This window comes from Metabacillus rhizolycopersici, from assembly GCF_020075705.1.
Map to the genome: position 1 here is coordinate 37,236 of NZ_JAIQUM010000024.1, position 26,847 is coordinate 64,082.

25 protein-coding genes and 3 pseudogenes are annotated in these 26,847 nt (G+C 35.4%); 17 read left to right on the top strand and 11 right to left on the bottom strand.

Annotation, left to right across the window (positions count from 1 at the left end):
• Positions 1-4: 4 nt before the first annotated feature.
• Positions 5-1,411, top strand: a complete 1,407-nt coding sequence (locus tag K9V48_RS12255; protein WP_224139279.1) for a sodium:solute symporter family protein — start codon at positions 5-7, stop codon at positions 1,409-1,411.
• Positions 1,412-1,825: 414 nt separating this feature from the next.
• Here the strand turns inward: K9V48_RS12255 and K9V48_RS12260 are convergent, their stop codons facing one another.
• Positions 1,826-3,049, bottom strand: a complete 1,224-nt coding sequence (locus K9V48_RS12260) for a benzoate/H(+) symporter BenE family transporter (RefSeq protein WP_224139280.1) — start codon at positions 3,047-3,049, stop codon at positions 1,826-1,828.
• A gap of 750 nt (positions 3,050-3,799) precedes the next feature.
• Between K9V48_RS12260 and K9V48_RS12265 the strand changes: the two genes are divergently transcribed.
• Together K9V48_RS12265 and K9V48_RS12270 are read left to right on the top strand one after the other, a co-directional pair.
• Positions 3,800-4,441 carry an AEC family transporter gene (locus tag K9V48_RS12265; RefSeq protein WP_224139281.1) on the top strand — a complete coding sequence of 214 codons (642 nt, stop codon included), beginning with the start codon at positions 3,800-3,802 and terminating at the stop codon, positions 4,439-4,441.
• 729 nt (positions 4,442-5,170) lie between these two features.
• Positions 5,171-5,659: pseudogene (locus K9V48_RS12270) on the top strand (transposase); the annotation flags it as partial.
• A gap of 273 nt (positions 5,660-5,932) precedes the next feature.
• On the opposite strand, the gene K9V48_RS12275 reads toward K9V48_RS12270, so the two are convergent.
• The 4 genes and pseudogenes from K9V48_RS12275 to K9V48_RS12290 form a co-directional block, all read right to left on the bottom strand.
• Positions 5,933-6,205, bottom strand: a complete 273-nt coding sequence (locus tag K9V48_RS12275; RefSeq protein WP_224139282.1) for a hypothetical protein — start codon at positions 6,203-6,205, stop codon at positions 5,933-5,935.
• A gap of 179 nt (positions 6,206-6,384) precedes the next feature.
• Positions 6,385-6,792, bottom strand: a complete 408-nt coding sequence (locus K9V48_RS12280) for a spore coat protein (protein WP_224139283.1) — start codon at positions 6,790-6,792, stop codon at positions 6,385-6,387.
• A gap of 371 nt (positions 6,793-7,163) precedes the next feature.
• A complete protein-coding gene (locus K9V48_RS12285; RefSeq protein WP_224139284.1) occupies positions 7,164-7,328 on the bottom strand; it encodes an Arm DNA-binding domain-containing protein in 165 nt (54 codons plus the stop codon).
• Positions 7,329-7,591: 263 nt separating this feature from the next.
• Positions 7,592-7,705, bottom strand: a pseudogene (locus K9V48_RS12290) (DNA-3-methyladenine glycosylase); the annotation flags it as partial.
• Between the two features lie 257 nt (positions 7,706-7,962).
• Here K9V48_RS12290 and K9V48_RS12295 point away from each other — a divergent pair.
• The 4 genes and pseudogenes from K9V48_RS12295 to K9V48_RS12310 all read left to right on the top strand — a co-directional run bounded on the left by K9V48_RS12295 (position 7,963) and on the right by K9V48_RS12310 (position 10,167).
• The gene (locus K9V48_RS12295; RefSeq protein WP_224139285.1) at positions 7,963-8,136 is read left to right on the top strand and encodes a 2OG-Fe(II) oxygenase; all 174 of its coding nucleotides are present in this window, start codon (positions 7,963-7,965) and stop codon (positions 8,134-8,136) included.
• Between the two features lie 38 nt (positions 8,137-8,174).
• Positions 8,175-8,783, top strand: coding sequence for a bifunctional transcriptional activator/DNA repair enzyme AdaA (locus K9V48_RS12300; protein WP_224139286.1), 609 nt, complete (start codon positions 8,175-8,177; stop codon positions 8,781-8,783).
• 25 nt (positions 8,784-8,808) lie between these two features.
• Entirely contained in the window at positions 8,809-9,342 is a 534-nt protein-coding gene (gene adaB, locus K9V48_RS12305; protein ID WP_224139287.1) for a methylated-DNA--[protein]-cysteine S-methyltransferase, read from the top strand.
• Positions 9,343-9,377: 35 nt separating this feature from the next.
• A pseudogene (locus tag K9V48_RS12310) lies at positions 9,378-10,167 on the top strand (SPL family radical SAM protein).
• Between the two features lie 751 nt (positions 10,168-10,918).
• Here the strand turns inward: K9V48_RS12310 and K9V48_RS12315 are convergent.
• Positions 10,919-11,830: a nuclease-related domain-containing protein gene (locus K9V48_RS12315; RefSeq protein ID WP_224139288.1), complete on the bottom strand. Its 912-nt coding sequence runs from the start codon at positions 11,828-11,830 to the stop codon at positions 10,919-10,921.
• A gap of 1,042 nt (positions 11,831-12,872) precedes the next feature.
• On the opposite strand from K9V48_RS12315, the gene K9V48_RS12320 reads away from it, so the two are divergent.
• Entirely contained in the window at positions 12,873-13,025 is a 153-nt protein-coding gene (locus tag K9V48_RS12320; RefSeq protein ID WP_224139289.1) for a hypothetical protein, read from the top strand.
• 160 nt (positions 13,026-13,185) lie between these two features.
• Here the strand turns inward: K9V48_RS12320 and ystJ are convergent, their stop codons facing one another.
• From ystJ to K9V48_RS12335, 3 genes are all read right to left on the bottom strand, one after another.
• A complete protein-coding gene (ystJ, locus tag K9V48_RS12325) occupies positions 13,186-14,433 on the bottom strand; it encodes an NADP-dependent malic enzyme (protein ID WP_224139290.1) in 1,248 nt (415 codons plus the stop codon).
• A gap of 86 nt (positions 14,434-14,519) precedes the next feature.
• Positions 14,520-14,678 (bottom strand): hypothetical protein, encoded by a 159-nt coding sequence (locus K9V48_RS12330; protein ID WP_224139291.1) that lies wholly within the window; start codon positions 14,676-14,678, stop codon positions 14,520-14,522.
• 273 nt (positions 14,679-14,951) lie between these two features.
• Positions 14,952-15,740 (bottom strand): hypothetical protein, encoded by a 789-nt coding sequence (locus K9V48_RS12335; protein WP_224139292.1) that lies wholly within the window; start codon positions 15,738-15,740, stop codon positions 14,952-14,954.
• A 516-nt stretch (positions 15,741-16,256) separates the two neighbouring features.
• On the opposite strand from K9V48_RS12335, the gene K9V48_RS12340 reads away from it, so the two are divergent.
• The 3 genes from K9V48_RS12340 to K9V48_RS12350 are packed head-to-tail and all read left to right on the top strand — an operon-like array spanning position 16,257 to position 19,202.
• The gene (locus K9V48_RS12340; protein WP_224139293.1) at positions 16,257-17,216 is read left to right on the top strand and encodes a CobW family GTP-binding protein; all 960 of its coding nucleotides are present in this window, start codon (positions 16,257-16,259) and stop codon (positions 17,214-17,216) included.
• Between the two features lie 3 nt (positions 17,217-17,219).
• Positions 17,220-18,224, top strand: a complete 1,005-nt coding sequence (locus tag K9V48_RS12345; protein ID WP_224139294.1) for a permease — start codon at positions 17,220-17,222, stop codon at positions 18,222-18,224.
• Positions 18,225-18,236: 12 nt separating this feature from the next.
• Positions 18,237-19,202, top strand: a complete 966-nt coding sequence (locus tag K9V48_RS12350) for a TIGR03943 family putative permease subunit (RefSeq protein ID WP_224139295.1) — start codon at positions 18,237-18,239, stop codon at positions 19,200-19,202.
• Between the two features lie 122 nt (positions 19,203-19,324).
• Here the strand turns inward: K9V48_RS12350 and K9V48_RS12355 are convergent, their stop codons facing one another.
• Positions 19,325-19,603, bottom strand: coding sequence for a phage holin family protein (locus K9V48_RS12355; RefSeq protein ID WP_224139296.1), 279 nt, complete (start codon positions 19,601-19,603; stop codon positions 19,325-19,327).
• A gap of 691 nt (positions 19,604-20,294) precedes the next feature.
• Between K9V48_RS12355 and K9V48_RS12360 the strand changes: the two genes are divergently transcribed.
• The 3 genes from K9V48_RS12360 to K9V48_RS30170 are packed head-to-tail and all read left to right on the top strand — an operon-like array spanning position 20,295 to position 20,982.
• Positions 20,295-20,591 (top strand): metal-sensitive transcriptional regulator, encoded by a 297-nt coding sequence (locus K9V48_RS12360; RefSeq protein WP_224139302.1) that lies wholly within the window; start codon positions 20,295-20,297, stop codon positions 20,589-20,591.
• 15 nt (positions 20,592-20,606) lie between these two features.
• Positions 20,607-20,813 (top strand): copper chaperone CopZ, encoded by a 207-nt coding sequence (gene copZ / locus K9V48_RS12365; protein WP_224139297.1) that lies wholly within the window; start codon positions 20,607-20,609, stop codon positions 20,811-20,813.
• Positions 20,814-20,871: 58 nt separating this feature from the next.
• A complete protein-coding gene (locus tag K9V48_RS30170) occupies positions 20,872-20,982 on the top strand; it encodes a P-type ATPase actuator domain-containing protein (RefSeq protein ID WP_498043123.1) in 111 nt (36 codons plus the stop codon).
• 560 nt (positions 20,983-21,542) lie between these two features.
• Here K9V48_RS30170 and K9V48_RS12370 read toward each other — a convergent pair.
• Entirely contained in the window at positions 21,543-21,701 is a 159-nt protein-coding gene (locus K9V48_RS12370; protein WP_224139298.1) for a hypothetical protein, read from the bottom strand.
• Between the two features lie 519 nt (positions 21,702-22,220).
• Between K9V48_RS12370 and K9V48_RS12375 the strand changes: the two genes are divergently transcribed.
• From K9V48_RS12375 to K9V48_RS12385, 3 genes are all read left to right on the top strand, one after another.
• Entirely contained in the window at positions 22,221-22,412 is a 192-nt protein-coding gene (locus tag K9V48_RS12375) for a hypothetical protein (protein ID WP_111615899.1), read from the top strand.
• 312 nt (positions 22,413-22,724) lie between these two features.
• On the top strand, positions 22,725-24,158 hold the full coding sequence (gene pdxR, locus K9V48_RS12380) for a MocR-like pyridoxine biosynthesis transcription factor PdxR (protein WP_224139299.1): 1,434 nt from the start codon (positions 22,725-22,727) through the stop codon (positions 24,156-24,158).
• A 451-nt stretch (positions 24,159-24,609) separates the two neighbouring features.
• Positions 24,610-26,586 carry a metallophosphoesterase family protein gene (locus K9V48_RS12385; protein ID WP_224139300.1) on the top strand — a complete coding sequence of 659 codons (1,977 nt, stop codon included), beginning with the start codon at positions 24,610-24,612 and terminating at the stop codon, positions 26,584-26,586.
• Positions 26,587-26,847 lie beyond the last annotated feature (261 nt).

The following is a 26,847-nucleotide window of genomic DNA, read 5'->3' on the forward strand; positions in this document are numbered from 1 at the left end:
GTGAATGAATATACTTGATACAGCTGTGCTTATCCTCTATTTTGGTGTGTTGATTATTGTGGGGATAATTGGGATTAATAAAGCGAAGTCAGAAAAAGACTTTTTACTAGCTGGAAGTCGTATGGGTTACTTTACACATGTAGGTTGTTTAGCGGCTGTTATTATTGGTGGGGCTGCGACAATGGGCTCAACAACATTAGGCTATGAGTTTGGTATTTCTGGTTTTTGGTTTGTAACGATGATGGGAATAGGAATTGCTAGTTTAGGTTTATTTCTTGTTAAAAAGATTACTGGATATGAGGTCTTCACAATCAGTCAGCTCCTTGGAAAACGCTATGGTGAAGGAACTCAGCTAATCAGTGCAATTGTTACGGCCATTTATACTCTTATGATCGTTGTAACACAAGTAATTGGAATGGGGAGTGTTATACACGTTTTACTAGGTTGGTCTGTTTTAACATCGATGCTTATTGGTGGGGGGATCGTTCTCTTTTATACGATTCTAGGAGGCATGTGGAGTATTACACTAACAGACATCATTCAATTTGTGGTCATGACTATTGGTGTATTTTTTATCATGTTCCCTTATAGCGTAAATAGTGTAGGCGGACTAGCTACTTTGTTCAATAGTGTACCAGACAGTCATCTTAGCTTAACAAATATTGGTTGGGATAAGATATTTCAATACTTTCTATTATATTTCTTTGGTTTAATGGTTTCTCAAGACATATGGCAGCGTGTATTTACTGCGAAAAACCAAAAGGTTATGAAAAGTAGTGCAGTATCAGCTGGTATCTATAGCTTTTTTTATGGTTTGGCACTAAGTATTGTGGGGATGTGCGCACTAATCGTTCTTCCGAATTTAGGCGATTCGCAATCTGCATTTACAAGCTTAGCATTAGCAATTTTACCACCAGGTATGTTAGGGCTAGTTTTAGCCGCTGTTTGTTCAGCATTAATGTCGAACGCTTCAGGAGCATTATTTGCCTCTGCGACCTTAATCACGAATGATATCATCAAAGTTTACAGTAAAAAGGACATGAACGATAAAGATGTCATTCAAACATCTCGTATAGTAACTCTTGGATTAGGTATACTAGCTATCATTTTTTCTGCATGGATTCAAAACATTCTCGTGGCATTAGATATGGCTTATGCGATTTTATCAGGGGCTATTTTTGTACCGCTAGTGGTTGGCTTGTTTTGGAAACGTACAACTAGTAAAGCAGCTTTTTCCGCAATTATTGCTAGTACGATTGTTATATTTATTACCTTTATCATTTATGGAGTAACTTCTACGCTACCAATCATTTATGGTGTATTCACGGGATTAGTAGTCATTGTAGTCCTAACATTATTTGGTACTTCAAAGGTTGAGATGAGTGATAGTGAAAATTCTTATATAAGTTGAAAATATTTCTTCAAAAATAGAACTGTTCACTACCTGTGAGAAGGCATTAATGCATAAAGGCTTGTCTCATGTCATTCAATTTGTTAGGCAAAAGCCGCTTAAATAAAACGGGTTGCCCTGAAAATCCCTTGATATATAAGGATTTTCAGATACTGTCGTTAACTATAATTAATACAAGGCTCGTCCTGACAGGGATGGGGTCGGGGGTTCGAATCCCTCACAGGTCATTCATGTTAAAGAGTCTTAATTCCTTGTATTATAAGGGGTTAAGGCTTTTTCTATTTTTGTTTTAATGTGTGCATTCTAGTTTTAGTCATAAAAAACTGCACTTCCAATGGTCTAGATTTTGTCTAACTATTGGGGTGCAGTTCAATCATTGAATTTGAGGGCTTTCTGTTTGAGTCCGAGTATGTTTTATTTTCCTAATGTCCGCGCTATCACCGCGCCAAATATAAGTGCCCATACCGGAGCGCTAATATGTAGGAAGGACACATTTGATAGGGCGATAATAAAAGCGGCTAATGCACTCAATTGATATTTATTTCCGGAAAACCCCATCTGTAAGCTGGATTGCAGAGATCCAATCAGAGCAAAACCAGCAAGCAGAGAGACAAACGCCTGTGGGAGGGATTGAATGAACGGAACGATCTTCCAAGCAAAAATCCCGAATAACAAAGTGATGAAGCCTGATACGAGGGAAGCTACATATCGCTTAGATTTCGGGCCTGAATCTTGACCGGCGCAAATGGTGGTCATCATGCCGGCGATATTTGCGCTTTGCCCCCCAAAGAAAGCAGCCATGATCGAAAAAACTCCGCTAACTGAGATGATTTTGCGAATGGGTGGTTCAAAATGGGAACTTTCCAAAGCTCCTATTCCCGGTGCTGCATCATTACTCAGGATCAGCATAGAAAGAGGAAGAGCCAGTGTTAGCAGCCCAATCCACGTGAATTCCGGAGTTTGTAAAGAAGGAAAGGAAAAAGCGAGTTCCTTGGATATTATGTTCAAGTCCTGCGTCCAAAACAAGACAAGGAAAGCAACGACTACAGCGACCATAACGGGTGGGAAACGCCTACTATACTTTGTGGAAATAAAAAAACTGATTAGAGCCGCTCCTCCAACCAAGGGTATTTCTTTTACCGAGGGTACAAGCCGCACAACATAACTAGTCACCAACCCGGCCAGCATCGCCGCAATCACTTCCTTTGGAACCCATTTAATGATTTTGGTGAAAAGACCGGATATGCCGATGAGAAAAATGAATAAACCCGACATGACGTATCCACCAATCAACTGTGGATAAGTAAATTGAGAAGTAACTGTTGCTAAAAAAGCTACTCCAGTAATCGAATGTCCTCCGGTAACCGGAATTCGGCATAGCAATGGCATGACAATACCGAAGAGGCCGCCAAAAAAATAGACAGCGAACATCCAGTTGATGGTCTGATGAGCTGTAAAACCACCGGAAGCGGCTGCTTCTAAAATAATGATCGCTGGCCCTGTCATGATAAGAGTGCTGGAAATTAGTCCGGAAGATACGTTCTTGCTTGTTACGTTTTGGAAAAAATGAGTTTTTCTCCATTCTTCTCCTGAGTTGAAATCTCTTGCTCTTGCTGAATATTTATCTAGTAACCCCATCTGAGTGACTCCTGCCTTTCTCTCTTGTTGGTCAATATTAATCATTAGGACATGAGTGGAAAATTGTAGAGTAATTCCACTTTTAAATGGAAATAGCTGTTATCAGACACCTAATAATAATATTTGTTACGATTATAACAGGAACATCATGCATGTATAGACCTATTTTATATGTCAGGAAATCGTCACATTTTCTCGATTAATCTTTTTTTCAGTATTAGTCAGGTTCTATCTAGTGTTTTGTGGGTGCATGGAATTCTATTAGGTAAGTGGATGGTTGAAATATACTATAATTGGATGGTTATTTTTCAGAGAAACTCTTTATTATTAGGAGAGAAAGACAATAAATATTAATTTTTGAAACCTCAAAAACGTATAACCCCGTTCTGAGTAAGGACGGGGTTAAAATAAAGTTGTTTTAATTTTTGTTGAAGAATACTTCAATGCACATAAAAAATAACAATAAAGTCATCTAAATCAAGTGTTTATAGCTATAGGTAAGCTTTTGATATTATCTCCAGCCTTTCCCCCATTTCACACCGTACAGGCGAGTTTCCCCGCATACGGCGTTCCAACTAATCCAATTCATTCAGTCTTCTTTTTAAGCTTTGAGTCTATAAGACTTCCATTTCAATCCAATTCGTTCTATCATAATTAATGAAAAGTAATAATGTTTGTTTAACCATCATTAACAGGTAGTAAAAGCCCTATTGATGCACTTAATACGAAAGAGAGTCAGGTAGTGTCGAGATGGAAATTTTATTTGTTATTGTCTTAAATGTCATTTTACCAGTTTTTCTTTTAATTGGAGTTGGTGCTTTTCTTCATCGGAAATTTATATTTGATATGAATACACTATCTAAATTAACGACTTATTTGTTTTTACCGACGATGAGCTTTGTTAATATCTATCAAAGTAGTATAGATGGAGATACATTTTTTCAAATTATTGGCTTCTTAATGATCCAAGGTCTATGCTTAATGGGAATAAGTGCTGGGATTGCCAAACTAGGAAAATTTGATAAAGGACTTTCAGCCACTTTTAAAAATAGTATTGTTTTGGAAAATTCAGGGAATTTTGGTTTGCCAGTCAGTCAGCTTGTCTTTCAAGGGAATCCACTCGGGTTATCAGTTCAAGTAGTCGTTTTACTCTTTCAAAATCTTCTTACTTATACATATGGATTAATGAATTCTGTGTCTGTGAACACGGGTGGTTTAAAAGCAGTAAAAGAATTCCTGAAAAACCCGATCATTTATGCACTGCTTTTAGGGATGGTTTTTAATTCACTTTCGGTAAAGATTCCTTTCTTTCTATGGAGCCCCATCGAAAATCTATCAAGCGCCTTTCTTGCAATGGCATTAATTACACTTGGTGCACAAAGTGCTGGGTAAGGCACTATTTAAGCGCTCAATTAATGATAGAACATAACTTCGATACGAATTTCTTTGTTTTTTCATAACGACAACATAATCGGCTTTCGTCCTGGCAAAAGTAATAGAAGCTATTAACTTAGCATTATCCGATAAATTCTTTTTCTAGTTATTAATTGGACGACATATCTATCTATGAGTTAGTTTTTCTTCTAATGGACTATTAGTTCCCTCAATGATTGGTAGATAAAGTAAGGCGTTGTTAAGCATGGTAGTTATTAATAACTTTAAAGATCTCCATTAATTCACCTTAACCATTGATAAATTCCTCTGAATAGGAATATATGTTCTATTTCTCTGTGAGAAGAAAGCCAAAACTAAAAATATTCGTCTTGGCTTTCTTCTTAGATTGCGCATTTGTTAGTGTTTTTTAACTGTTGCTTTAACTGGTTTTTAAGCTCCTTAGTAGCACGTTTACGGTTATATACAACCTCTTCTTTACCAGAAATTAATGATTTAAGCGAGAGAAGATTGTCTTCTTTATCTTGAAAGTAAGCAGAGTGTTTATAAAACTCACGTTAAGAGTATGTAACAAAACGGAAAATTCGTTTAACAGTTGATGATTGAATCAATTTCATAAATTGAACCCTGAGAGTCTTAAGGGTTTTGAGCCAAAAAAAAGAGTACCTCCCCAAATTGTCGAAATGAAGTAAGTACCAAATCAACTCTACGACTGGAGGAAGACTCCCTATGATTGTTTTACGACAAGGAAGCCTATTTTCCCTGCAACAGTTATATGAATTAGAAGCCATCCGAAGATTTGAAGCTATTTTTTCAACTATCGACATCGATCCAATCTTTGCCTTGGTAATGAAAAAATCATGTTTTAGCAGACCTGTTGAGCTTACCTCTGCTGCTATAATTTACTCCTTGGTTGTCAGAAACTCAGAACGAATTCCATTCATTAGGGATTTAGTAAAGCGATTAAAGAATGATATGATTTTCCGTCTTGACTGCGGTTTTTTGGTATCTGATTCCGTGCCGTCAGAAGCTGCTTATTCAAGATGATACTGCTTCCCTTGATGCGACTCACTTTGAAGCTCGGAATCAAGCACCCCAAAAAGAGGAAAACCTAAAACGGAACTCAAGAAGCGTGGCCGCAAATCAAAGGAAGAACGGGAAAAATGGTTAATTGAAAAAGCTGAAAGCGAAGCCAACCTTCCTCTTTTTGAAAAGAAAGAGGCCCACTACGGATCTTAGACAATATACAGCTCTAGCTCGGGGGCAAAAAGTTTGGAAGACAATATTTAAACGCTTTACCGCTGTCAAACATGTCAAAGTTCATTTTGACCTAGTAACCTTAGTTTATACTGCTTCCAAATTAGCTACAGACCGTATCAATGCCTTGTTAAATCAACAACAAGTTGCTTAAATATTAAATGTTTTATTAAGGGCAAATTCTGTAGGTCTTTGTTTCTTTAAAATATGGAATAATGAAATTGATTCAATTATCTATTTTTTCTTTTTTTTGATCATTTCACGAAGAGTCGTGTTCATTGCATCTTCTATTTCTTCAGCTTGTTTTACATTCTTATTTTTCCCTTTAACAAACTCGTCAACTTGTTCTTGAAGATCCATTACTACCTTCTTAATTTGTGACTTTTGCTCATCTGATAAGTTTATTCTATTTTCTTTCGTGACACCATTTTTTTTGAGAATATCCTGAACAAACAGCTGTACTATAGAAGAAGAGGTTTCTTGTAGGTTTTTCTTTTTATTAGCCATTTTTTCACCTCACTTTATTAGTGGTATTGGGAAGAATAACTTCTCTAAAAGTTCTATCCAGTATCTTAATTCTACAAACAATAATCGGTTATATATAGCATAGGTAGATATAGTTCCCCTTTACCAGCATTAAAGAGGCTGTCTAAAAGTTAATACTTTTAGGACATCCTCCTCTAGTATTAAAAAATGTCGATGTTAACAATTAATGCTACTAGGATTTGTAAAAGAAGCTGGAGAGAGATCGCTACATCAGTATCAGTAGTTGCAACAGATACTTCGGTTGAGTTTTCGATGATGAGATGTTGTTTGTTTATTTGCTTCATGTCAGCTTGTTGTAATAATTGTTGTGTTACTTGCTCAGCACGATTATTGTCAGCGATCGTTAAGTTGATAACAAGAGCAATAGCAACTTGAAGTGCAACTTGAAGAGAAACTGCTATTTGTGTGTCAGTAGTTGAAACGGTAATGTTACTAGAATCTCTAACAATAATTGTCTCAGATGAGATTTGTTCCATCTCACTTACCTGGTCTGCATATTGTTGTACAGTTGCATTGGATCTAGTCCAATTATATGGTTTTGCTTTCATTGATTATACCTCCTTTCAATGTAATATATGAATGAAACTCTATTTTTGTATAGGACAAACATTCTAGTAAAAAACTCTATTTTTGTATAGGAGAAACATTCTAGTAATCAACTTTATTCTTTATTCCTTTTCCCTACATTCAAGAGGATTACATTCGAGAATTCTATTTAATTAAGAAACAGGCACGTTTATATAAACGGTTTAACATCTTATTAGCTGTTAATCCGTAATGAGCTGAAAACAAAGAATGAAATTTCATTATTAGGATAAATCATATATAAAACAAAACGATAATCTCACACTAAATTGGTTAACAAATAATGAAAAGGGTTTGGAGAATCTAAAAGCTTTTTCATCTTCTTTATTGACAGTCAATCCTCAATATAGTTTTTAAAAAGTACTTTGTTCGGCTCTATATAAGTTCCTTGAATCATTTTAGTCTCAATTTTTCTTAATTCCTCAGTATCTTCCTTTTTCGATTTAAAGCCTCGTCCTTTTTGTCTTCTTTCACCATACTCATTCTTATAATCGAGCACAATACTATGTTCCTCTAGTTTTAGCCCAATAAACGGACATACAGTAACTCTAGTTATATTTTTTTATTTTTTGAATTGACAGTTAATTTCACACTCTTTAGGACAAGATATTGAGATATATAAGGGTTCGAAATCATCATATTAGAAAGGCTGAAATCCTTGTTATACTGGGGGATTCAGCCCTTTTTAGGTACTGGTACTTTTGTTTACATTGGAACTAAAGACTCCTCTTTTTACAAAGGGTATTCAGATCGCATACGAATTTAGTAGAGAACACGCCATAAATAAAAAGTCGCGTAGGCTTCCCAGTTCTTCCATGAAATTGATAATTGCAATACCTCCTCTTTTGTAGGCTTTCTGTTCATATTCCTAACATAACTAATTTTGTTATCTTGCTCTTTCACTCCAAAAGTATTATGTTTTCGTTTTGATGAGGTATAGTGTTTTGTATCAAGAATGCTGATGTGGAGGAGATGAAAATGGTCCAAGATATACGAGAACGTGTAAAAAGCTTAGATTGGGGGTTAATTAAAAACGAATTAGATGAGCAAGGATACCACTATTAACGAAAGAGGAATGTGAATCCTTTATTAAGCTTTACAGTGAGGAAGAATCATACAGAACGACAATCAATATGACAAGATATCGCTTTGGAAATGGGGAGTACAAATATTTCCCTTATTCACCACCTGAAATTTTCCAAAGTTTAAGAGAATCTTTTTATCCAGAGTTGGAGAAAACGGCAAATCGATGGTTGGGTTATTTCTTTCACTATCTTGCTCTTTCATCTTTGAAATCAAACAATTAGACGGTATAGGGATTATAATGAAAGGAGAGGTAAGATAAATGCGAGATCGTATTGATCAAGGACTTCAAGAGCGTCATGGTTATCGAATATCGGATGACATGGGAATAATGACAAATGAAAAGTGGCAAGCAATTATAAATAATGATGCTTCGTACAATAATCATTTCTTCTATGCTGTAAAGACAACGGGGATTTTCTGTAAACCGTCATGCAAATCTCGTGTTCCAAAAAAAGAAAATGTAGGGATTTTCCAAAAAGCGGAACAAGCTCTAGATGCAAATTTTCGACCATGTAAACGTTGTAAGCCTACAAACGAGCGATTACCTGATAGTGAATGGATAGCCCTTATCACTGAATACATTGACAAGAATTTTACAGAAAAATTAACGTTAAAAATGTTAGCAGATATTTCTCATGGTAGCCCCTATCATTTACATCGAACATTTAAAAAAATTAAGGGTATCACGCCAGTTGAGTATATACAACAGATTAGAATAAACGAGGCAAAAAAATTTTTGATGCAAACGAATAAGGCGATTGCGGATATTTCTATCTGTGTAGGTATGTCAAACACACCCTATTTTATAACTTTATTTAAAAAGAAAACCGGTCATACTCCGGCACAATTTCGTCAGGTACATCGCTAAATGAATAAAATGGAGGAAATGTAAAATGGAGTCAAAAAATAGACCAATCATTTATTGGTCTTTGCTAACGTATAAGGATTGGAACTTTTATATAGCTTCAACAACAAAGGGGCTTGTGTTTGTTGGTTCAGAGAACAAACCATTTGAGGAATTGTCCGAATGGGCCAAGAAGCGTTTTTCAGGTAGTCCCCTTGTTGAAAATCGTGAAAAACTTGAACCATATGCTGTAGAAATCATCGAGTATCTCGAAGGTAAGCGGAAAATATTTACGGTCCCATTTAATTACAATGGTACAGAATTTCAGCTTGCAGTCTGGAATGCACTTTGTGAAATTCCGTACGGACAAACGAAGTCGTATTCCGACATTGCAAATCATATTAACAAACCAGCCGCTGTTCGTGCCGTAGGAGCGGCGATTGGGGCAAATCCAGTTTTAATTACTGTTCCATGTCATCGGGTAGTAGGAAAGAATGGTTCGTTAACTGGCTATCGCGGTGGATTGAACATGAAGACACAGCTTTTAGATTTAGAAAAACAAGGTTCACTTAGCAAGGATTGAACCTTTCGTATTATGAATCGAAGAGAGGTTTCGCTATGAAAAGTGAATTGTTCTACAAAAATCCCAAAACCAAACTTAATAAAGGTACGGGCTTTCTTTCAGGATATTCTCATTCACTCAATCCATATAGCGGTTGTTCATTTGGATGTTCGTATTGTTAAGTCCGGCAAATGCCTGTATCTCTCTTTAGAGAGGGGGAATGGGGAAAATGGTGCTGCCACTTTACTAAGCAAGGAGCTTCGTCGCGCCAAAGCCAAGGGGGATAAACATTTTTATGTCATCAAGCACCGACCCATATCAACCCGTAGAGCATAAGGGAAAAGTGACGAGATCGCTACTAGAGGTAATGATAGATGATCCTCCCAATTTCTTATTAGTACAGACGAGAGTCCACTTGTAAGTCTAGATATTGATTTGTTACAGCAATTAAAGGAAAGAGTCCGGATAAATATGACAATTGAGACGGACTCAAAAATAATCCGTAAACATTTTACTCCAGGAGCACCACCAATTCAGGCGCGCTTTAAGACGCTACAACAATTAGCGGATGCGGGTATACCTATCCAAGTTGCGGTAGCACCGATCTTATCGAGTGGGGAATATTTTCTTGAGAAATTGAAAGCACTCGTTAATCGGATCTGTATAGATGACTACTTTATGGGCGATGGCAGTGGCGGAAAACGTACTAGAAATTGAAAAAAATATGGCGAACTTGGTTTAGAAGAATGGTATGGACCGCAAGCAATCAAAAAAGTATATAAGAGATTTTTAGGAATCTTTCCGGAAAATCAGATTTATGTTAGCCAGCAAGGGTTCGAGCCGTAAAGAATTCTGATAGATAAAATATGAGTAGTATTTACAATGATTGAGTAATGTAAGCGATAGTTACTTGATGAAATAGTGAAAGGGTAAAAAGATAGGCCTCAATTAGGAAGAGATCTCTTACTTGGACACGAAGAGGGTTACAGGTACCCATAAAAGGGGAAAAATTGCTATGACGGTAACGAAAAGAGTTGAAAGGTTCCCCTAAAGAGAAAAAATGGCTATTACCGGTAACGAAAAGAGCCTAAAGTTGCCCGCAAAGAGGAAAAATGGCTATTACCGGTAACGAAAAGAGCCTAAAGTTGCCCGCAAAGAGAAAAAATGGCTATTACCGGTAACGAAAAGAGCCTAAAGTTGCCCGCAAAGAGGAAAAATGGCTATTATCGGTAACGAAAAGAGCCTAAAGTTGCCCGCAAAGAGAAAAAATGGCTATTACCGGTAACGAAAAGAGTCCCAAGTTGCCCACAAAGGTAAAAAATTGCCTCCACTGATAACGAAAAGAGTCTAAAGTTGCCCACAAAGAGAAAAAAAGGTCCCTATCGGTAACGAAAAGAGTCCCAAGTTGCCCACAAAGGTAAAAAATTGCCTCCACTGGTAACGAAAAGAGCCTAAAGTTGCCCGCAAAAAGGGAAAACCGCCCTCACCGGTAACGAAAAGGGCCAAAGATGCCCACCAAAAGGAAAATCCACCTCCAAAATCATCAATTTAGTCATTATGCGGAAAAAGTAACATTTTAGAATGTAAATGTGATCAATCAAGAATCAATATAATACGAAGACCTACCGAATCCTACAAGTGTATAATTCCTTTTTAGAATCCTTCTAATTGTTTTCTTGGACTCAATTACCTTGCACCATTCGTGGATAGAACTAGTTGTTATTTTTCTATCTGGAAAAAGAAGTTGAAATTGCTTAATATTCCGTATAACAGCAGCTTCAATATCCTCTTTGCATCCACATCCCTCACATACCAATTGGCTATCATTACAAGAAGTCAAAAAGGAAGTGCATAGCGGACAAGTTATCCCTTTTTTTACTTGATGAAAATCATATTTGGGAATTTGTGTGTAGGGGGATTGATGGATATGATCAGATACTAATCGTTCAGCTAACTTAACGTGTTTATCATTCAGAATTGATGTACTCATATTTAGATTTTTCATAAAACGATTAAGTTGTGTCGGTAAAATAATCGGTAAGTTTAGAGAGGCTTGAAATAAAGTAAACTCTGGGTTGATGAAGATAACATATGCTTCGATAGAAAAGCTTAATTTGTAATCTTGAAGTAATCGTCGAAATAAGGATACACTTCGTTTTAACTGAAGTAGTGGATTTTTAATTTCGTTTCCGGATTGTGTGTACCAATTGTCTGTGTTGATAAAGAAATCACCTTCATAATTTTTTACTTCAAAAAGATAAATGGTATTTTGAGAAATTAGCAGTGTATCGATTTGAAATAAGGATCCATTATTTTCAAGTAACAAGTCGTATAAAATAATCCATTCACTTGTGAGATTCTCTAACCAAGCGGCCACCTTAGATTCACCTTCGTAGCCTTTCTCAAGGTTTAAATAATGTAGCTTTTCCTTAGACGATAAATTTTTTCGTTTGCTTAAATAGCTTAGAAGCTTTAATTCTACGGGTTCAATATGAGGTTTCATAAGCATTTCTTACTTCCCTTCTTCCGTATTAGCTGCATATTGTATGAATTCTCCTTGATACATTTTAAGAAAGATTACCCGTATTTTCAACTATACAAATATCAGTTTTATGTTAGTAAACTAGGGTTCGTGCTGAAAAGATTATACGGAAGATTATATTGACCTTCAGCACTTAGGGTAATAGAAAAAGGTGGTTTGGTGAAATAATGAGTGTATTTTGCTGATGAGCAAATAGGTTAGGAAGCCTTAAACAAATGGTTAATCAACACGATAAAGTTGAGCTGAAAGTGACATTAATGGCTTTAGAAATGGTAATTGTCGAAACTTGAAGAATAGTTGAAATTGAAATTGTAATCGCTTTCATTTATAATGAAAGCAGGGGATGGCACGTGTGGCCATTACAGTATTAAGGCGTAGGTGGGGCCGATACTAATGAAATAGTAAGTAAATGATGGAGTAGAAATTTGTTTGTGTTTATTTTATGAAATAAGTTGGGAAAAGTCCCATATATATATTATTGAATTATGTATTGTTGTCTGAATGTTATTTATCACACAAAAATAGTGTAGTTAGAGGACTTTTTTCGACAAACACGTATATTACTCTTGTCGTATACTTAACTATGTTGATTGCTTTATGATAGAAAATCATATTTTACATGCTTATTTTCTAGTAAGTAGGTTATTATTCTAGCTTTTAATAGCGGGAGAGTGATGTTCAATTACATACATCTTCGGTTTTTTAGAAATGAATGGTGGAGAGGAAAAGTAGATTTATTCAGAATATGGTTTTCAACAATTACTTTAAAATGAGCGGGGATGTATCATTTTAGGTCAGGGGCTTTTGGGTTCCATGGAATTTTAATGTAATCGACTGAGATATCTGCACTTTGCACAATTCATTAGTCGGGGAGCCACTGGGAAAAAAGCATTCCAGTAGTTGATATTATTTCGCGTATTATTCCAGATAATGAAAGGTCAAAGCACCATTTAGAGAATTACGACGCTGAATCAATTCATATGGGATGGCTATATGGAGGGATTTTGATATGTACTATGTAATGTATAATCAAGCAGAAGAAGTTATTTGTAAAGATATTGACGAAGTTACAAGCAACCTAATCAATGATTGGAAATTATATGGCTTTAGTGAGAGTGAACAATTAGCTTCATCATTATTGCACGAGTGTAAATATTATTAACAAAGAATCTAGATCATGTGTAGATGTTTTGGAACTAAATCTAGCAAGTGTGAATTTTACAAAGGCACCCTTTATGGGAAGTATTTCTGTACACATAAAGAGAAAAAGAAGCTAATCAACAACTGCATGCAGGCTGTTGATTAGCTTCTTTATTTTCAATTTATTTGATAACAGGTTGATGTGTTTCTGACATTGCTAATAAGCGCTCTTTTATTTGATTCGTATTTACTAGCTTTTGCGCAACACCTGATTCTATTGCAGCGTTTGCAACAGCTTCTGCTACATAAGCAGCAACTCTGCGGTCAAATGGATCAGGAATGACATAATCAGCATGAAGTTCTTCATCTGAAATTAAAGTTGCAATTGCATGTACGGCAGCTAATTTCATTTCTTCATTTATCTCTTTTGCTTGAACGTCCAAAGCCCCTCGGAAAATACCAGGGAAGGCAAGTACGTTATTGACTTGATTAGGAAAGTCTGAACGGCCTGTCCCAATTACAAGTGCTCCAGCTTCTTTGGCTGCTTCTGGCAAGATCTCTGGTATTGGATTCGCCATGGCAAAAATAATCGGATCACTATTCATCGAACGAACCATGTCTTTCGTAACAGCCCCAGCTGCTGACACACCGACAAACACATCTGCTCCAACAAGAGCATCTGCCAATGTACCTTGTTTTTGTTCTTTATTGGTGATACGAGCCATTTCATCTTTAAATGGATTCATCCCGACGGGGCGTCCTTCATAAATGATTCCTTTTGTATCACATAAAATGACGTCTTTTACACCCATATGCAGCAGTAATTTGACAATGGCCACGCCAGCGGCACCTGCACCGTTTGCTACAACGCGAATTTCTTCTATTTTTTTGTCAACTAGTTTCAAAGCATTAAGTAATCCGGCAGCGGTTACAATGGCTGTCCCGTGCTGATCATCATGGAAAATCGGAATATTACAAACTTTACGTAGTTGTTCTTCTATTTCAAAGCATTTTGGTGCTGCTATGTCTTCTAAGTTCACTCCGCCAAAAGTCGGTTCCAATAATTTGACAACTTCGACAATTTTCTCAGGGTCTGTTGTATCCAAGCAAATTGGGAATGCATCTACATCTGCAAACGATTTGAATAACAATGCTTTTCCTTCCATGACTGGCATAGCTGCTTTCGGGCCAATATTCCCAAGACCGAGAACCGCTGTCCCATCAGAAACAACTGCAACTAGATTCCCCTTCATGGTGTAATCATATACTTTGTTTTCATCTTCAAAAATATCCAAGCATGGTTCAGCTACACCTGGAGAATAAGCAAGACTTAAATCTTTCGCATTGGTTACTGGAACTTTAGAATGAACACCTAGTTTTCCTTGCTTTTCCTTATGCATCTTTAAAGCTTCTTCACGTAAAGTTGACATTCAGTGACGCTCCTTTTGTTTAATTTAAGAGATATTTAATTTAGTAAACAAAGAGTGAAAGACTTGCAGGACTCCTTGGTAAAGTTTTAACCAGTTGCTAAAGCTAAATCAGGATCATTAAAGTAAACTACATGGGAAAGAATCTTACAACCTCGAATATTCTTGAATGTTTCTCGTGCCTCAATTTCTGTGTTAAATTCAAACATTTTCGTGTTTTCCTTTGAATAGACCGTGATTACCCACATGAAAAGCTTCTCCCCCAATATAAGATTGTTTTCCCCTTGGTGCATAATACCCAAGGGTCAATAAAGGATATTATGAACCATTAGAAACAAGTTGAAAACACTTTCTACAAAAGAAGTCAAAACGTTACAAAATATACCTTTTTTAATAGATCTCACCTATATGTAATTGGTCAGTAATCAAGTATATGTCTTGACAAATTGAGAGGATTAAGAGTAGTCCAATAATCGTGTTTTGTTTTTAAAATTTTCTATATTGCTAATAGAAAAAAACAATTAATCTTTGATACTATTCCTAAACGTATCATAATCAGTTTTAATATATTGAAATGTTTTTGCGTTGCCGCCACGATCGGGATGAGCTATTTTTAATAAATCTTTATACCCGGCTAACAGTTCTTTATTACTCGCCTTTTTTGAAAGTCCTAATTTTCGACGATAATCCTCCGATTCAGTAGTGGGGTGGAAATTGCCATTGCCACATATGTTTTCGGTGAAACGTTTGTCTTTTAATTTTATCAACTCATCACGTAATTCAATATTTTCTTTTAATAAATCGATCGTTTCATTTTTTAATCTATTTTTCTCATTTTGTAGAAATATCAACTCTTGATTTAATTTATCTCTTTGTAGGATTAATATTTTTGATGCGGCTTCATGAAGTTCTTCAATAACTTCTATATGCTCATCTTGTGCTTTTATTTTTAATTTTAATTGATGTATTATGTCATCCTTATTTTGATTAGTCCTATTATTTGTCAGCAGCTTTGAAACTGTTTCATCAATCATGTATCCAGTATTCCTATTCCTAGTTCCATCGTATTTAATCTTACCTTCACGGAGCCAATGTGTAACGGTTTGGATACCAATACTATCAGCTACTCCTGCATCCTTCAACAGTTCAATAACATAATCAGTATCATCAATTATATATTCAGCTTTCCTATTGCTGTTACCATCATATTTAATCTTACCTTCACGGAGCCAACGTCTAACAGTTTGAATACTATTATTTTCAGGTACGCCTGCATCCATTAATAGATTAAAAGCTTGATCTGTGTTCACGATGCATCCCCTTTCTCTTATTAATGGTATGTCCTGTTACTTTGAGTAGAATTAGTCTCTAGTATATGTATAAGAAAAGGGGCTTCATTTTTTGTCCTTTTTTGCAAAAATCAACTACAAATCTTTACCGGAGAATCAAATAATGAGGATGTCAGTAAAAAAACCTTGCAAATAGTAATTATTGCGTTTTAATATGTATAATTAGATTGTGTAAAATATATCATCAACATCATTTAAATCGAAATGATTCTAATTTAAATACAATGGAGTGGAAATAGTTAAAAAACCGAAAATTGTTAAAGTGAAATGCAGCAAATAGGTGAATCATTTCCAGAACCTAGTTACTCTACAAACAAGCTATCAGTTTAAGAGTTGTAAAAGGAATTAGGAATCTATTATGTAAAAAAGTTTAATAAAGTAATGAATAGTCTGTAATGGTATGCATAAAATTACAATGGTATATCACTTAATACGTAATTATTACGAATTACTTACAGGAGCATAAGGAGGAAAATAATGAAAAAAATAGCTGTCTATGTATTAAATGGTTTTTTAGGAAGTGGAAAAACAACCGTTTTGTTGAAGATGATTGAACAATACAAACAAGAAAATAAAAAAGTGGCAGTCATATTGAATGAACTAGGAACAGTAAATGTCGAAACACATTTGTTTAAAGATCAACAGTTGATTGAACTTCTAAATGGATGTATTTGTTGTACGATACAAGATGATTTACATGAAACACTTAAGGCATTGGTTGTTCAGCATGAGAAAGAAACTATCGACGTTTTGTTAATAGAGGGAACAGGTGTAGCGCATCCACTTGAAATAGCAGAAGTATTTGCTTTTGAAGATCTCGAAGCAGTATTTGAAATAGAGTCGATTATTGGAATAGTAGACGCTAGTCACTTTTTAGACTATTTAAGTATTTTTTCTAGTTCAAAAGAGATTCGAACTTTATTGAGAGAGCAAGTGCGTCATTCATCAATTATTTTACTGAATAAAATCGATTGTGTTGATGATAAACAATTCTTGAAAATTCGCAAAAAAGTTGACTCGTTAATAAATGATAGAGTGCCAGTAATGACAGCTACATACGGAGACATTCATCTTGAAGAAATCCGAAAAAAACGCTTCGGACGGATAGAATCACTTCCATCAACAAGTTCTCATCCTCACCATCATCTTGGGTCACACCATGGGACCATTAAGATGGTAAAGATTGAATATGGACAGATGGTAGATAAGCGTATCCTAACAACCTGGCTGAATAATCTACCGAAAGAGGTTATTCGGGCAAAGGGTCTCATCCAATTCACGGGTGATTCACACCTTACCCATGTCCAATTTGCAGACAAGCTTGTTCGCTATACAGCAATGGATATAAATGATGAACGAAAGCCTATGTTTGTATTTATTGGAAAAGACATAAGTAAAGAAATGTTTCAGGATTTTCCACATAGGATCGGAGTTTAGTAGATGAACAAATCAGCTATGATAGTTAAAGAATTTATTGGACTTGCTTTAATAGCTATGTTTTTTTATCTCTTTCTTTTTGTGGATTTTCAAGGGTTTTCATTTGAAATGCCAAAAAGATTTTTAAATGTAAATACAATATTCTTGAGTATTGTGTTAGAAGCAATTCCATTTATTTTACTTGGAGTATTTGTATCAGCTCTTATTCAAACATTTGTTTCGGAAGAACTTGTTAAACGATTTTTACCCAAAAACGCAATAATAGCTCTACTACCCGCAGCTTTGTTAGGCGCTATTTTTCCAATTTGTGAGTGTGCAATTGTACCGGTAGTTAGAAGGTTGATAAAAAAGGGAATGCCTTTACATGTTGGAGTAGTTTTACTTGTAGGAGCTCCAATTTTAAATCCAGTGGTTTTTGCCTCTACTTATTATGCGTTTCAATCCACGACTGAAATCGTTTATGCTCGAATGGGACTTGCTTTTGTCATTTCTATCGTCATGGGCTTAATTATGTATCTATTATTTAAAAATCGTAATCAATTAAAATGGTCAAAGGATGAGTTGATCGGTCGGATGAAAGCTGAAGAAGCTTTAAAAGATGTTGGGAAAATAAAATCAACTTTGTTTCATGCAAGTGATGAATTTTTTGAAATGGGTAAATACCTAATCATTGGCGCACTTATCGCCAGTTTATTTCAGACATTCCTGGATCGATCAATCTTAATGGAGTTAGGTTCTAATGAAACCACTTCACCAGCAATTATGATGGCCTTTGGTTTTATCTTATCATTATGTTCCGAAGCCGATGCATTTGTTGCAGCGTCGTTTGGAGGTACATTCTCAGCAGGATCTTTAATCGCTTTTCTTGTGTATGGACCGATGATTGATTTAAAAAATACGTTTATGTTATTCGCTTTTTTTAAAGCGAAATTTGTAGTAACTTTTGTCATTGTTGTCACAATTGTTGTCTATGTTTCAGTTCTAGTGTACCAACAGATCCTATTGTAAGGAGTGTTTTGATTGAATAAACATAATCAAGATAATCGGTTTCATATTTATATACGTGGAATTATCTTAATAGGCTTTACGATGCTAATGCTTAAATTGATTATCACTGGTAGCATTCTAAATTTTATCGCACCGAGAATGATGCCCTTTATTTATTTTGCTGTTGTTGTTTTTCTATTGCTCGGAATTGTTCAAATTTGGAGAAGTGGCTCGAAAAATGAAGCAGAGCTATTTTGCCTTTGCGGTTTTGACCATTCAGAGAAAAAATCACCGATTCAGTCAATGATCATCTATTCATTTTTTATTTTTCCAATTGTTACAGGCTTTGTTTTTCATGATGTTGTGCTGGACAGCTCAATTGCCGCAAAAAGGGGATTTAAAACTGGACTTAATAATACACAAGGTGAAGAGGTAGTAGCGGAGACAGATTTGGCAGAAGCATATCTCAATGACCCTGAAGAATATATGAAAAATTTAGAGAAACGGGTACAAGAAAATGCTGGCGGGGCACCAAACTCAAGCCCAGACGTACCACTTGAGCATCCAGAAGGTTTTGAGATTCAAGCTCCACCTGAAGACGTTTATGAATCTCTCGAAAAAGAAATGCTTCGAATGGACAAAATTGTTCTCGAAGACGAAAATTACATTGCAATGACGACTATTCTTGATAAATCCCCGGAAAAATTTGTGGGAAAAGAAATTGAATTTGTAGGGTTTGTCTACCGTGAACCAGATTTTAATGAAGACCAATTTGTCGTTGCTAGATTTGGACTTTCTTGTTGTGTTGCGGATGCTTCTGTATACGGAACACTTGCGACCTTTCCTAATGCAAAAAAATATGATGAAGATCAGTGGGTCAAAGTAAAAGGGAACCTAAGCAAAACAGAATATAACGATTGGGAAATACCGTACGTGCAAATTCTATCAATTGAACAAATCGATCAGCCTAAATCACCTTATGTTTATGAAAAATATTAACTCAAATGTGAAACGTTACAATCAGATTAAAATTATGTATCCTTTTTAAAAGAAAAGACCAGGTCCGGATTTAAACCTGGTCTTTTCATATATGAGCGACAAACTTTCTTATAATAGGAAATCTATTTTTTGTTCATCTTATTTTCTATTATTTCAAAGATTGTATTATGAATTAAATCCCGAAAAATCACAGCTGCGCCTGTAACAAGTATGCCTTGAACGACAGATTGAATTTCAATTCCGTAATAAAGAAGACAAGCTATAGTGGCAAAAGTAAGTTTAATCCAAGAATAACTCCATGTAGGAATAAAAGGGGTTTGACGCAAAAATACTCCAATACAGTACAAAACGGGAATTAAAATGAATGAGTCAGATCGAATATATGCTTCAAATAAATTCATCTCACATTCACACCTTTCAAATAATTATATTTTATTTCCAAAGGTTGATCTCCCGATTTATCAAAGAACGGTTATTTTAGCTGTATAATTTTAAATGAATTTTGGTCATGAACATAAGCGTTATATTATATTGATTTACTTATTTATCCAATTTATTTTGAATGGTAGTATAAAGAAAGTAACCAAATTTTTTTAACTTTAAACCGATCAAAGCAGCTAACTCATGGAGTTCAATGTTTGGTAAAGCTAAGCTCATTTTCTACATAGGCCCTTTAATTACCTATCTTTAATTTATGTACACGATAAAACTTAGGTACTTAATTAAATAAAAAAACAAGTCTAAAATGTAGATTAATTTCAACTTGAGATTTGTAATTCATTGTTTCACTAACTTAGATAATTAATGGTAATTTTTGGTGTTTTAATAATCGATATTTGTTCAAGATTTAGAAAAGTATTTACCATGTTATAATGTGTGACTTGGAATAGAAGTAGATCTTCCAGCTGGTTATTGTTCTATGTGCAATTCAGGAGGGAATAGGAAATCAGGAATAAAGAATAATAGAAACAGGTAAAATTAAATCGCTTTACATAGGGTAGAGGGGTATAGTATATTGTAATTGAGGATGGTGAGAAAATGGATATTGATGAAACGAATGAATATGACCAATCCATAAAATCGGAGTGTGAGATGAACCCTGCTCATAATCGAAAAAGTCATCATTCAGATACCGTAAAAAAGAATTTAACTACACGGTTAAACCGTATCGAAGGTCAAATCCGTGGAATAAAGGGTCTTATAGAAAAGGATACCTATTGTGATGATGTCATCACACAAATTTCAGCTACTCAAAGTGCTCTTAATAGTGTGGGTAAAATTTTATTAGAAGGCCATATGAAAAATTGCGTAGTCGATCGCCTCAATGAGGGAGACACAGAAGTAATCGATGAAGTGTTAGTTACAATCCAAAAACTAATGAAAAAATAAAGGGATGAGAAATATATGGAAAACGTAACATTGAATGTAAAAGGGATGTCTTGCGGTCATTGTGTGAAAGCGGTTGAAGGTAGTGTAGGAAAACTAACAGGGATTAATGAAGTGAAGGTACATTTAGATGCTGGTAAAGTTGAGGTAGCCTTTGATAAGGAAAAGGTGTCACTTGAAACAATTAAAGAAGCAATTGATGATCAAGGATATGATGTTGAATAATTACTTGAGTGCTTATTAAGCACTTCTTTTTTTATATAATATACTGAACTACCACTTGATGAGATCAGGTGGAAAAATCCTGGTGGACGGAGAGGTAATTGAAGGGAATTCTGCCGTCAATGAATCGATGCTAACACTGGAACCGTTACAAGTGGTAAGCCCGAATTGACTGATGTTATTGTGAGAAATGATATAGTATGAAGTAGAATTCCTAGCCTTAATTGGAGCGGCAGAAAAACAATGAGGAATAGTAAGCAAAATCTGTTCTGGGCATTTGCATATAACACATTAGGCATTCCAATCGCTGCCATCGGGTTACTTGCTCCTTGGTTAGCTCTGGTGCAGCTATGACATTCAGCTCTGTGTCGGTCATTCTAAATGCACTCCGTTTACTTTACAAAGGGTAAAGTTATAAAAGGGAAAAAATGTATATAAAAGAGGCTTTGATTATTAAATCAAAGCCTCTTTTATAATATAAGAATTTATCCCGCATTAACGGGCAGTAATACCCCCACCTCTAAGCTTGAGTGAATCACAAAGAGGCGAAGGTGCGGGATAACTGCCCGTAAAAGCCCGATAAGTCTCGCTATCCATCAGTGGGGGATAAGGAAACCCCCCACTGATGGAAGTCTCGCTTTATAAGTTTTGGCTTCGAGAATTGTCCAGAACAAGGCCCTATCGGCTCGAGTTACGTTTTACTTCGCTTTCGCTTGCAGGATATCGAGCATATTAAAGATAGTTGCGCTCACTAGAATAAGATAAAGCATCTACTAAGCTAAAAAAGCATAATTCAACACTTTTTTTACTTTCCTCAATTCCCTTTACAAGACAGTAGTGGTCATTAATCTTTTCAATTCTCATTTGATCATTAATTTTAAAAGTATTCAAATTTAGCACCATCCTTTGTTATCAATCAATTGTCATGTTTTTAGTCATAGTTTCTACTTGAAATATTATCATAATAATTATATAAAAATAAATATCTAATTATAATTATTATAAAATAAAAATATTTATCGATAGTTGTTTCTAACGTGTAACTCACTAATATCTTTTAATCGAGCCTAATTATTTCCTTTAAAAACAAAACTTGCGATTAAATAGCAAACAGATTTGAAACCGAATAAATGGTTAGGTAGAGACATACATAAAGTAGTAAAATGAAAAGGATAGCATTCAATCTTCTTCCTTTGTAATATGAATCAATTGTGATTAGTCATGGCAGTAAACAACAGTATTTTTTAAAAAAGGAAGAATCCTTTTTAAAAGTGGATGGTATGTATATTTGGTAATTGGATGGTTTTTTATTTACAATTATAGGGTATTATTGATTGATTAAAGTGAACTTATTGATATTGATTACTTTGGAGGATCTTTCTTATCATTTGCTGAAAAGGAGTAATGTTCATGACCTTTGCATTCATCATCATTATTATTCTTGCCATACTGGCTTTAGTTGGGACCATATTTGTAGCAAAAGATAAAGATGAGAATTATATGAAAAAAACGAAAAATAATTTAACAAGATTAACGTGGATTTATACAATTGTTATTATTCTTGCGATCATTGCAGTAGCGGTGTATATTTCTCTAAAATAAAAATGGGCATCTACCATTTAGGGTGCCTATTTTTATTTTTTTTAAGAAAAACAGATGTAACGTATCCCGCATTAACGGGCAGTAATCCCCCACCTCTAAGCTTGAGTGAATCAAAGAAGTGAAGGTGGAGGATAACTGCCCGTAAAAGCTAAGGTAAGTCTCGCTAACCATCAGTGGGGATAAAGAAAACCCCCACTGATGGAAGTCTCGCTTTAGAGACTTTTCCTTTTACATAAGTCAGGAAATTTTACATTATTGAGGGTACTTACTATAATATATGAAAAATAAAGTGATAGTTAGGATGTAGCGCGAATGGTATGGAAACCTGATCGAAATGCTAAAACACCGATATATAAACAAATTGTAGAATACATTGAACTCGGGATTTCATCGGGGGAATTCTCTGCTGACAGCGTATTACCTTCAGAACGAAATTTAGCAAAAGAATTAGATGTCAATCGAAGCACAATTGTTGCTGCCTATGAAGAATTACAGTCTCTTGGAATTGTGGAGCGAAAAAAAGGCAGTGGAACGCGTGTTAGTACAGACATATGGGGAATATCCCGGAAACGAATTCCTAACTGGGGACGTTATGTAGAGGATGGATCATTTTTACCAAACCTACCACTCGTACAACGAATTCGGTCAGAGGTTCAAAAGAATGATTTAATTAATTTAGCTAGTGGTGAATTGTCTTCTGATTTGATGCCTACTGATCAATTTCGTCAAATACTCTCTAACCAACCGTTTTTGGAGAATCTCGGATACGACCATCCACAAGGGAATGAAGTCTTAAGAGATACGATTTCGACCCATGTGAAAGAGTACAAGAATATACATACTAGTCCTTCATCTATTCTTATCACTTCTGGTGCTCAGCAGGCACTTCACCTTATCGTAGAATGTTTACTTAAGCGAGGGGATGCTGTTGCGATTGAAGATCCCTCTTATTGTTATTCACTGCCCGTCTTTCAGTCTGCAGGAATAAGAACCTTTCTGTTACCAGTTGATGAACATGGAATCAATCCAGATGATCTTATTGCTTTACATAAGAAGCATCGTATCAGGATGGTATTTTTAAATCCAGATTATCAAAATCCTACAGGCTCAATTCTTCATCTTTCAAGACGTAAAAGAATATTGGAGTTATCAACTGAGTTTGGTATCCCAATCATTGAAGATGATCCATATAGTTTGACCTCCTATAATGGAGAAGTTAATCCAACTCTTAAATCATTGGATACGAATGGAAATGTTCTATATATTAGCTCCTTATCGAAAATCGTTGCCTCAGGATTACGAATTGGCTGGATTATTGGTCCCCCGCAAGTTATCCAACGATTAGCTGACGCGAAACAGCAGGTTGACTTTGGTCATAGTGTTTTTCCACAATGGGTAGCGAGTCAATTTTTAGGATCAGAACACTTTACCAATCATATCGATATGATTCGGTCGCAATTGAAACTTCGAAAGGACGTCATCACTTCAAGTCTAAAAGAATTTACTTGTAACCAAGTTGACTTTTATTCACCCCAAGGCGGTATCCATCTATGGTGTAGGGTAAACCCTTCAATTAATGAATATCAATTACTAGAAGAGTCGATTAAGAATGGTGTCGCATTTGTTCCGGGAAGTATATTTGGTTCGAAAAAGGGGTATATCCGATTTACTTTCGGACGGGGAGAACCGAAAGACATATCAAAGGGAATTTTGCGATTTGCTGAAGCGTTAAGAAGTCTACGATAGATTATCTAAATTTGACCATGTTAAAAGGAATGTCATCTGTACAAATGTACTTGAGATGATATTCCTTTTTCGTTTCTAAATAGAGAGAACATCCGACTTTTGTTGCGATTAATTATTCAATGCTTAACTTTCCTAGGTGATTTATTTTTATTCTTATCGTCACCATGCTCATTATCTTCTGTAGTTACTTCTTGTTCTTCGTGAAAAACAACAGTTGATTGTCCAGTAATTTTGGAATGTCAACACTAAACTATCAATATTTTGATTGTCATAGAAACATTTTGTAAATTGTAACAATAGTTTTAGTTAGTACGTAGGGGAAAAGCAGTCTAGAAGTAATTTTGATACTCTAATATTTACATCAAATTTATCTTTCTTTACATTAAAGTAACATTATTCACACATTCACTCGGTATAATTTGTGAGGTATAAAACAAAAGGGAGAGACAACATGAAGAAAAATTTATTTTTACGTAGTCTAGCACTTTCAACATTTGCTTCATTAATGGCTGTTAGTCCACTAGTAACAGCAGTAGAAACCGCAAAAAATAAGGAAGTCCAAGAAAATTCAGAATCAACTTTACGAGAACCAGAAACAGGATTCCGTGTATTACCATATTTACAATCTCCAACTAGTACTTCTATGACAATTAGCTGGGTATCTGAGGTAAATGAACCTGGTAGAGTAATAGTAACTGGTCCAGGAATAAAGGCCAAAAAGGTGACTTCTACCCCGCATTACATGGAATTAATGGAGTATACACAAAAAGAATTAGAACAAAAATTAACTTATAACAGTGGCAATGGCGTAGTAGAAACGATTCCACAAGGCTCATGGTTAGAATCAAATTCAAACTATAAACATTCTGTAACAATTGATGGGTTAGAACCAGATTCAAAATACAATATTATAGTAAAACAAGGAAAAGAAACCCATACTTCTAAATTCGAAACTTTTCCGGATCAGGAAAATTGGGATGAATTATCATTAATTGCCTTTTCCGATACTGAAACAGAACCATATGGGGCATTAGAACATCGTGAGTGGGAATTGCCTACAGTAAATCCTTATGCTCCAGGTTCGGAGGAACGTCCTAGTAAAGGGTCTGATTTTGATAAAAAGTATGGAAATCTAGCACGCAATGGTATGTTTTTAGTACGTTATCCACTAGATCAACAAACTGCTTTAAATGAAAACTTAGCTCATATTGAAGCGGCTGACCCGGATGCGTTACTTATTGCTGGTGATTTATCACAAGGTGCAGGATACCAACCTGCTTGGGATGAATTTTGGCGACACTTTGCAGGTGAATATACAGGTTTAGCTACGCATACACCATTACTACCTGCTTTAGGAAACTGGGAAACTTATGCAGCCATTAACGGCGGATATGGTAGTGATGAAGATCGTACACCTGCAGTCATTTCCCGTAATAAGTACCATGAGTACTTCGATACGCCTGGTGATGCGGAAAATCCTCAGTATAAAGATTCATATTACCGAACAGATATTGGTCCGATTACATTATTAACATTGGATTCAACTAATGGAATTCCTGATGAATCAACTAAAACAAAGACTTTTACAGGTACAAAATACAGTGAAGATGACTCTGTATTAAACGAATCAGTATGGGCAGGACAAGGTGTGGACGGTGATCCGTACATTACGACAGATACACAAGGTGAATTTACAGCTGAATCTTATAATAATGCTTACACAGAGATTTTCAAAGGAACAACATCCGAGGATTCAGACTTACCAAACTTTAATCCAGGTACTGAGCAATACAAGTGGGCAGAAGAACAATTAAAAGATGCACGTGAAAAAGGGCAAATCATTCTAGTGCAATTTCACCATTCCGCTTATTCAAGTGGTGTTCATGGGGCTCCGCCAAATCATGAACTAGCAGACAATCAATCTGGTGTGGCAATGCGTGTCTATTCACCTATGTTTGAAAAATATGGTGTAGCTTCTGTTATTTCTGGACATGATGAAATGTTTGAACGTAGCTGGGTAGATTTGGACGGAGATGGCAAAGGTTTCCACTCTTATGACGTTGGTGTAGCTGCTGACGGTTTACGTGGAGAAAAGGTGATGAAAGATGAAAATGGTAAACTTGTGCCGCAAAACTATAATACTTACTCGGAGTGGAGTGCCATTCAAGATGAGCCGGAATTTTGGGCAACTAATGAAAATGGAGTAAAACACTTAATTGATGGTGGTTTACATTACGGACATTTACAAATGGACTTCGTAAAAACTTCATATGGTGCGGAATTAACATTATCACCGGTATATATATTCCCAATCTTGGATGATAACTATGACTTAGTTCGTACAGAACGTCGTGTATATAATGATGTTCAAAAGATTCATTTTGATGAGATAGGAAATGTAATACAAAACTTTGAGCCAGAAGATTGAGGTGTGACAGTATTATATAATTTGGGTGATTTCCAATAAAAATGATAAAGTAAAAAAATTAACTATGAGTACAAATTCTAAAAAATTACCACAAACGGTAAAAAACAGCATTAGGTTAACAACCTAATGCTGTTCACGCTGTTGAAATAAGATTCTGTCAACCCAAATAACGTGGAATTTTTGAGGTTTTTTGGTGAGTCACTTATTTCAGAAAGCATTATTTTATGAAAACCTCGTTTTTTAAAGCTCTGATTTCCCGTG

Coding starts and splice junctions, on each gene's coding strand:
- K9V48_RS12340 (WP_224139293.1), top strand. CDS start 16,257: ATGAAAAAAATAGCTGTCTATGTATTAAATGGTTTTTTAGGAAGTGGA.
- K9V48_RS12355 (WP_224139296.1), bottom strand. CDS start 19,603: ATGAATTTATTTGAAGCATATATTCGATCTGACTCATTCATTTTAATT.
- K9V48_RS12330 (WP_224139291.1), bottom strand. CDS start 14,678: ATGTGGGTAATCACGGTCTATTCAAAGGAAAACACGAAAATGTTTGAA.
- K9V48_RS12320 (WP_224139289.1), top strand. CDS start 12,873: ATGTACTATGTAATGTATAATCAAGCAGAAGAAGTTATTTGTAAAGAT.
- adaB (WP_224139287.1), top strand. CDS start 8,809: ATGGAGTCAAAAAATAGACCAATCATTTATTGGTCTTTGCTAACGTAT.
- K9V48_RS12360 (WP_224139302.1), top strand. CDS start 20,295: ATGAACCCTGCTCATAATCGAAAAAGTCATCATTCAGATACCGTAAAA.
- pdxR (WP_224139299.1), top strand. CDS start 22,725: ATGGTATGGAAACCTGATCGAAATGCTAAAACACCGATATATAAACAA.
- K9V48_RS12280 (WP_224139283.1), bottom strand. CDS start 6,792: ATGAAAGCAAAACCATATAATTGGACTAGATCCAATGCAACTGTACAA.
- K9V48_RS12315 (WP_224139288.1), bottom strand. CDS start 11,830: ATGCTTATGAAACCTCATATTGAACCCGTAGAATTAAAGCTTCTAAGC.
- ystJ (WP_224139290.1), bottom strand. CDS start 14,433: ATGTCAACTTTACGTGAAGAAGCTTTAAAGATGCATAAGGAAAAGCAA.
- K9V48_RS12255 (WP_224139279.1), top strand. CDS start 5: ATGAATATACTTGATACAGCTGTGCTTATCCTCTATTTTGGTGTGTTG.
- K9V48_RS12295 (WP_224139285.1), top strand. CDS start 7,963: ATGACAAGATATCGCTTTGGAAATGGGGAGTACAAATATTTCCCTTAT.
- K9V48_RS12345 (WP_224139294.1), top strand. CDS start 17,220: ATGAACAAATCAGCTATGATAGTTAAAGAATTTATTGGACTTGCTTTA.
- K9V48_RS12260 (WP_224139280.1), bottom strand. CDS start 3,049: ATGGGGTTACTAGATAAATATTCAGCAAGAGCAAGAGATTTCAACTCA.
- K9V48_RS12375 (WP_111615899.1), top strand. CDS start 22,221: ATGACCTTTGCATTCATCATCATTATTATTCTTGCCATACTGGCTTTA.
- K9V48_RS12300 (WP_224139286.1), top strand. CDS start 8,175: ATGCGAGATCGTATTGATCAAGGACTTCAAGAGCGTCATGGTTATCGA.
- K9V48_RS12385 (WP_224139300.1), top strand. CDS start 24,610: ATGAAGAAAAATTTATTTTTACGTAGTCTAGCACTTTCAACATTTGCT.
- K9V48_RS12275 (WP_224139282.1), bottom strand. CDS start 6,205: ATGGCTAATAAAAAGAAAAACCTACAAGAAACCTCTTCTTCTATAGTA.
- K9V48_RS30170 (WP_498043123.1), top strand. CDS start 20,872: ATGAGATCAGGTGGAAAAATCCTGGTGGACGGAGAGGTAATTGAAGGG.
- copZ (WP_224139297.1), top strand. CDS start 20,607: ATGGAAAACGTAACATTGAATGTAAAAGGGATGTCTTGCGGTCATTGT.
- K9V48_RS12265 (WP_224139281.1), top strand. CDS start 3,800: ATGGAAATTTTATTTGTTATTGTCTTAAATGTCATTTTACCAGTTTTT.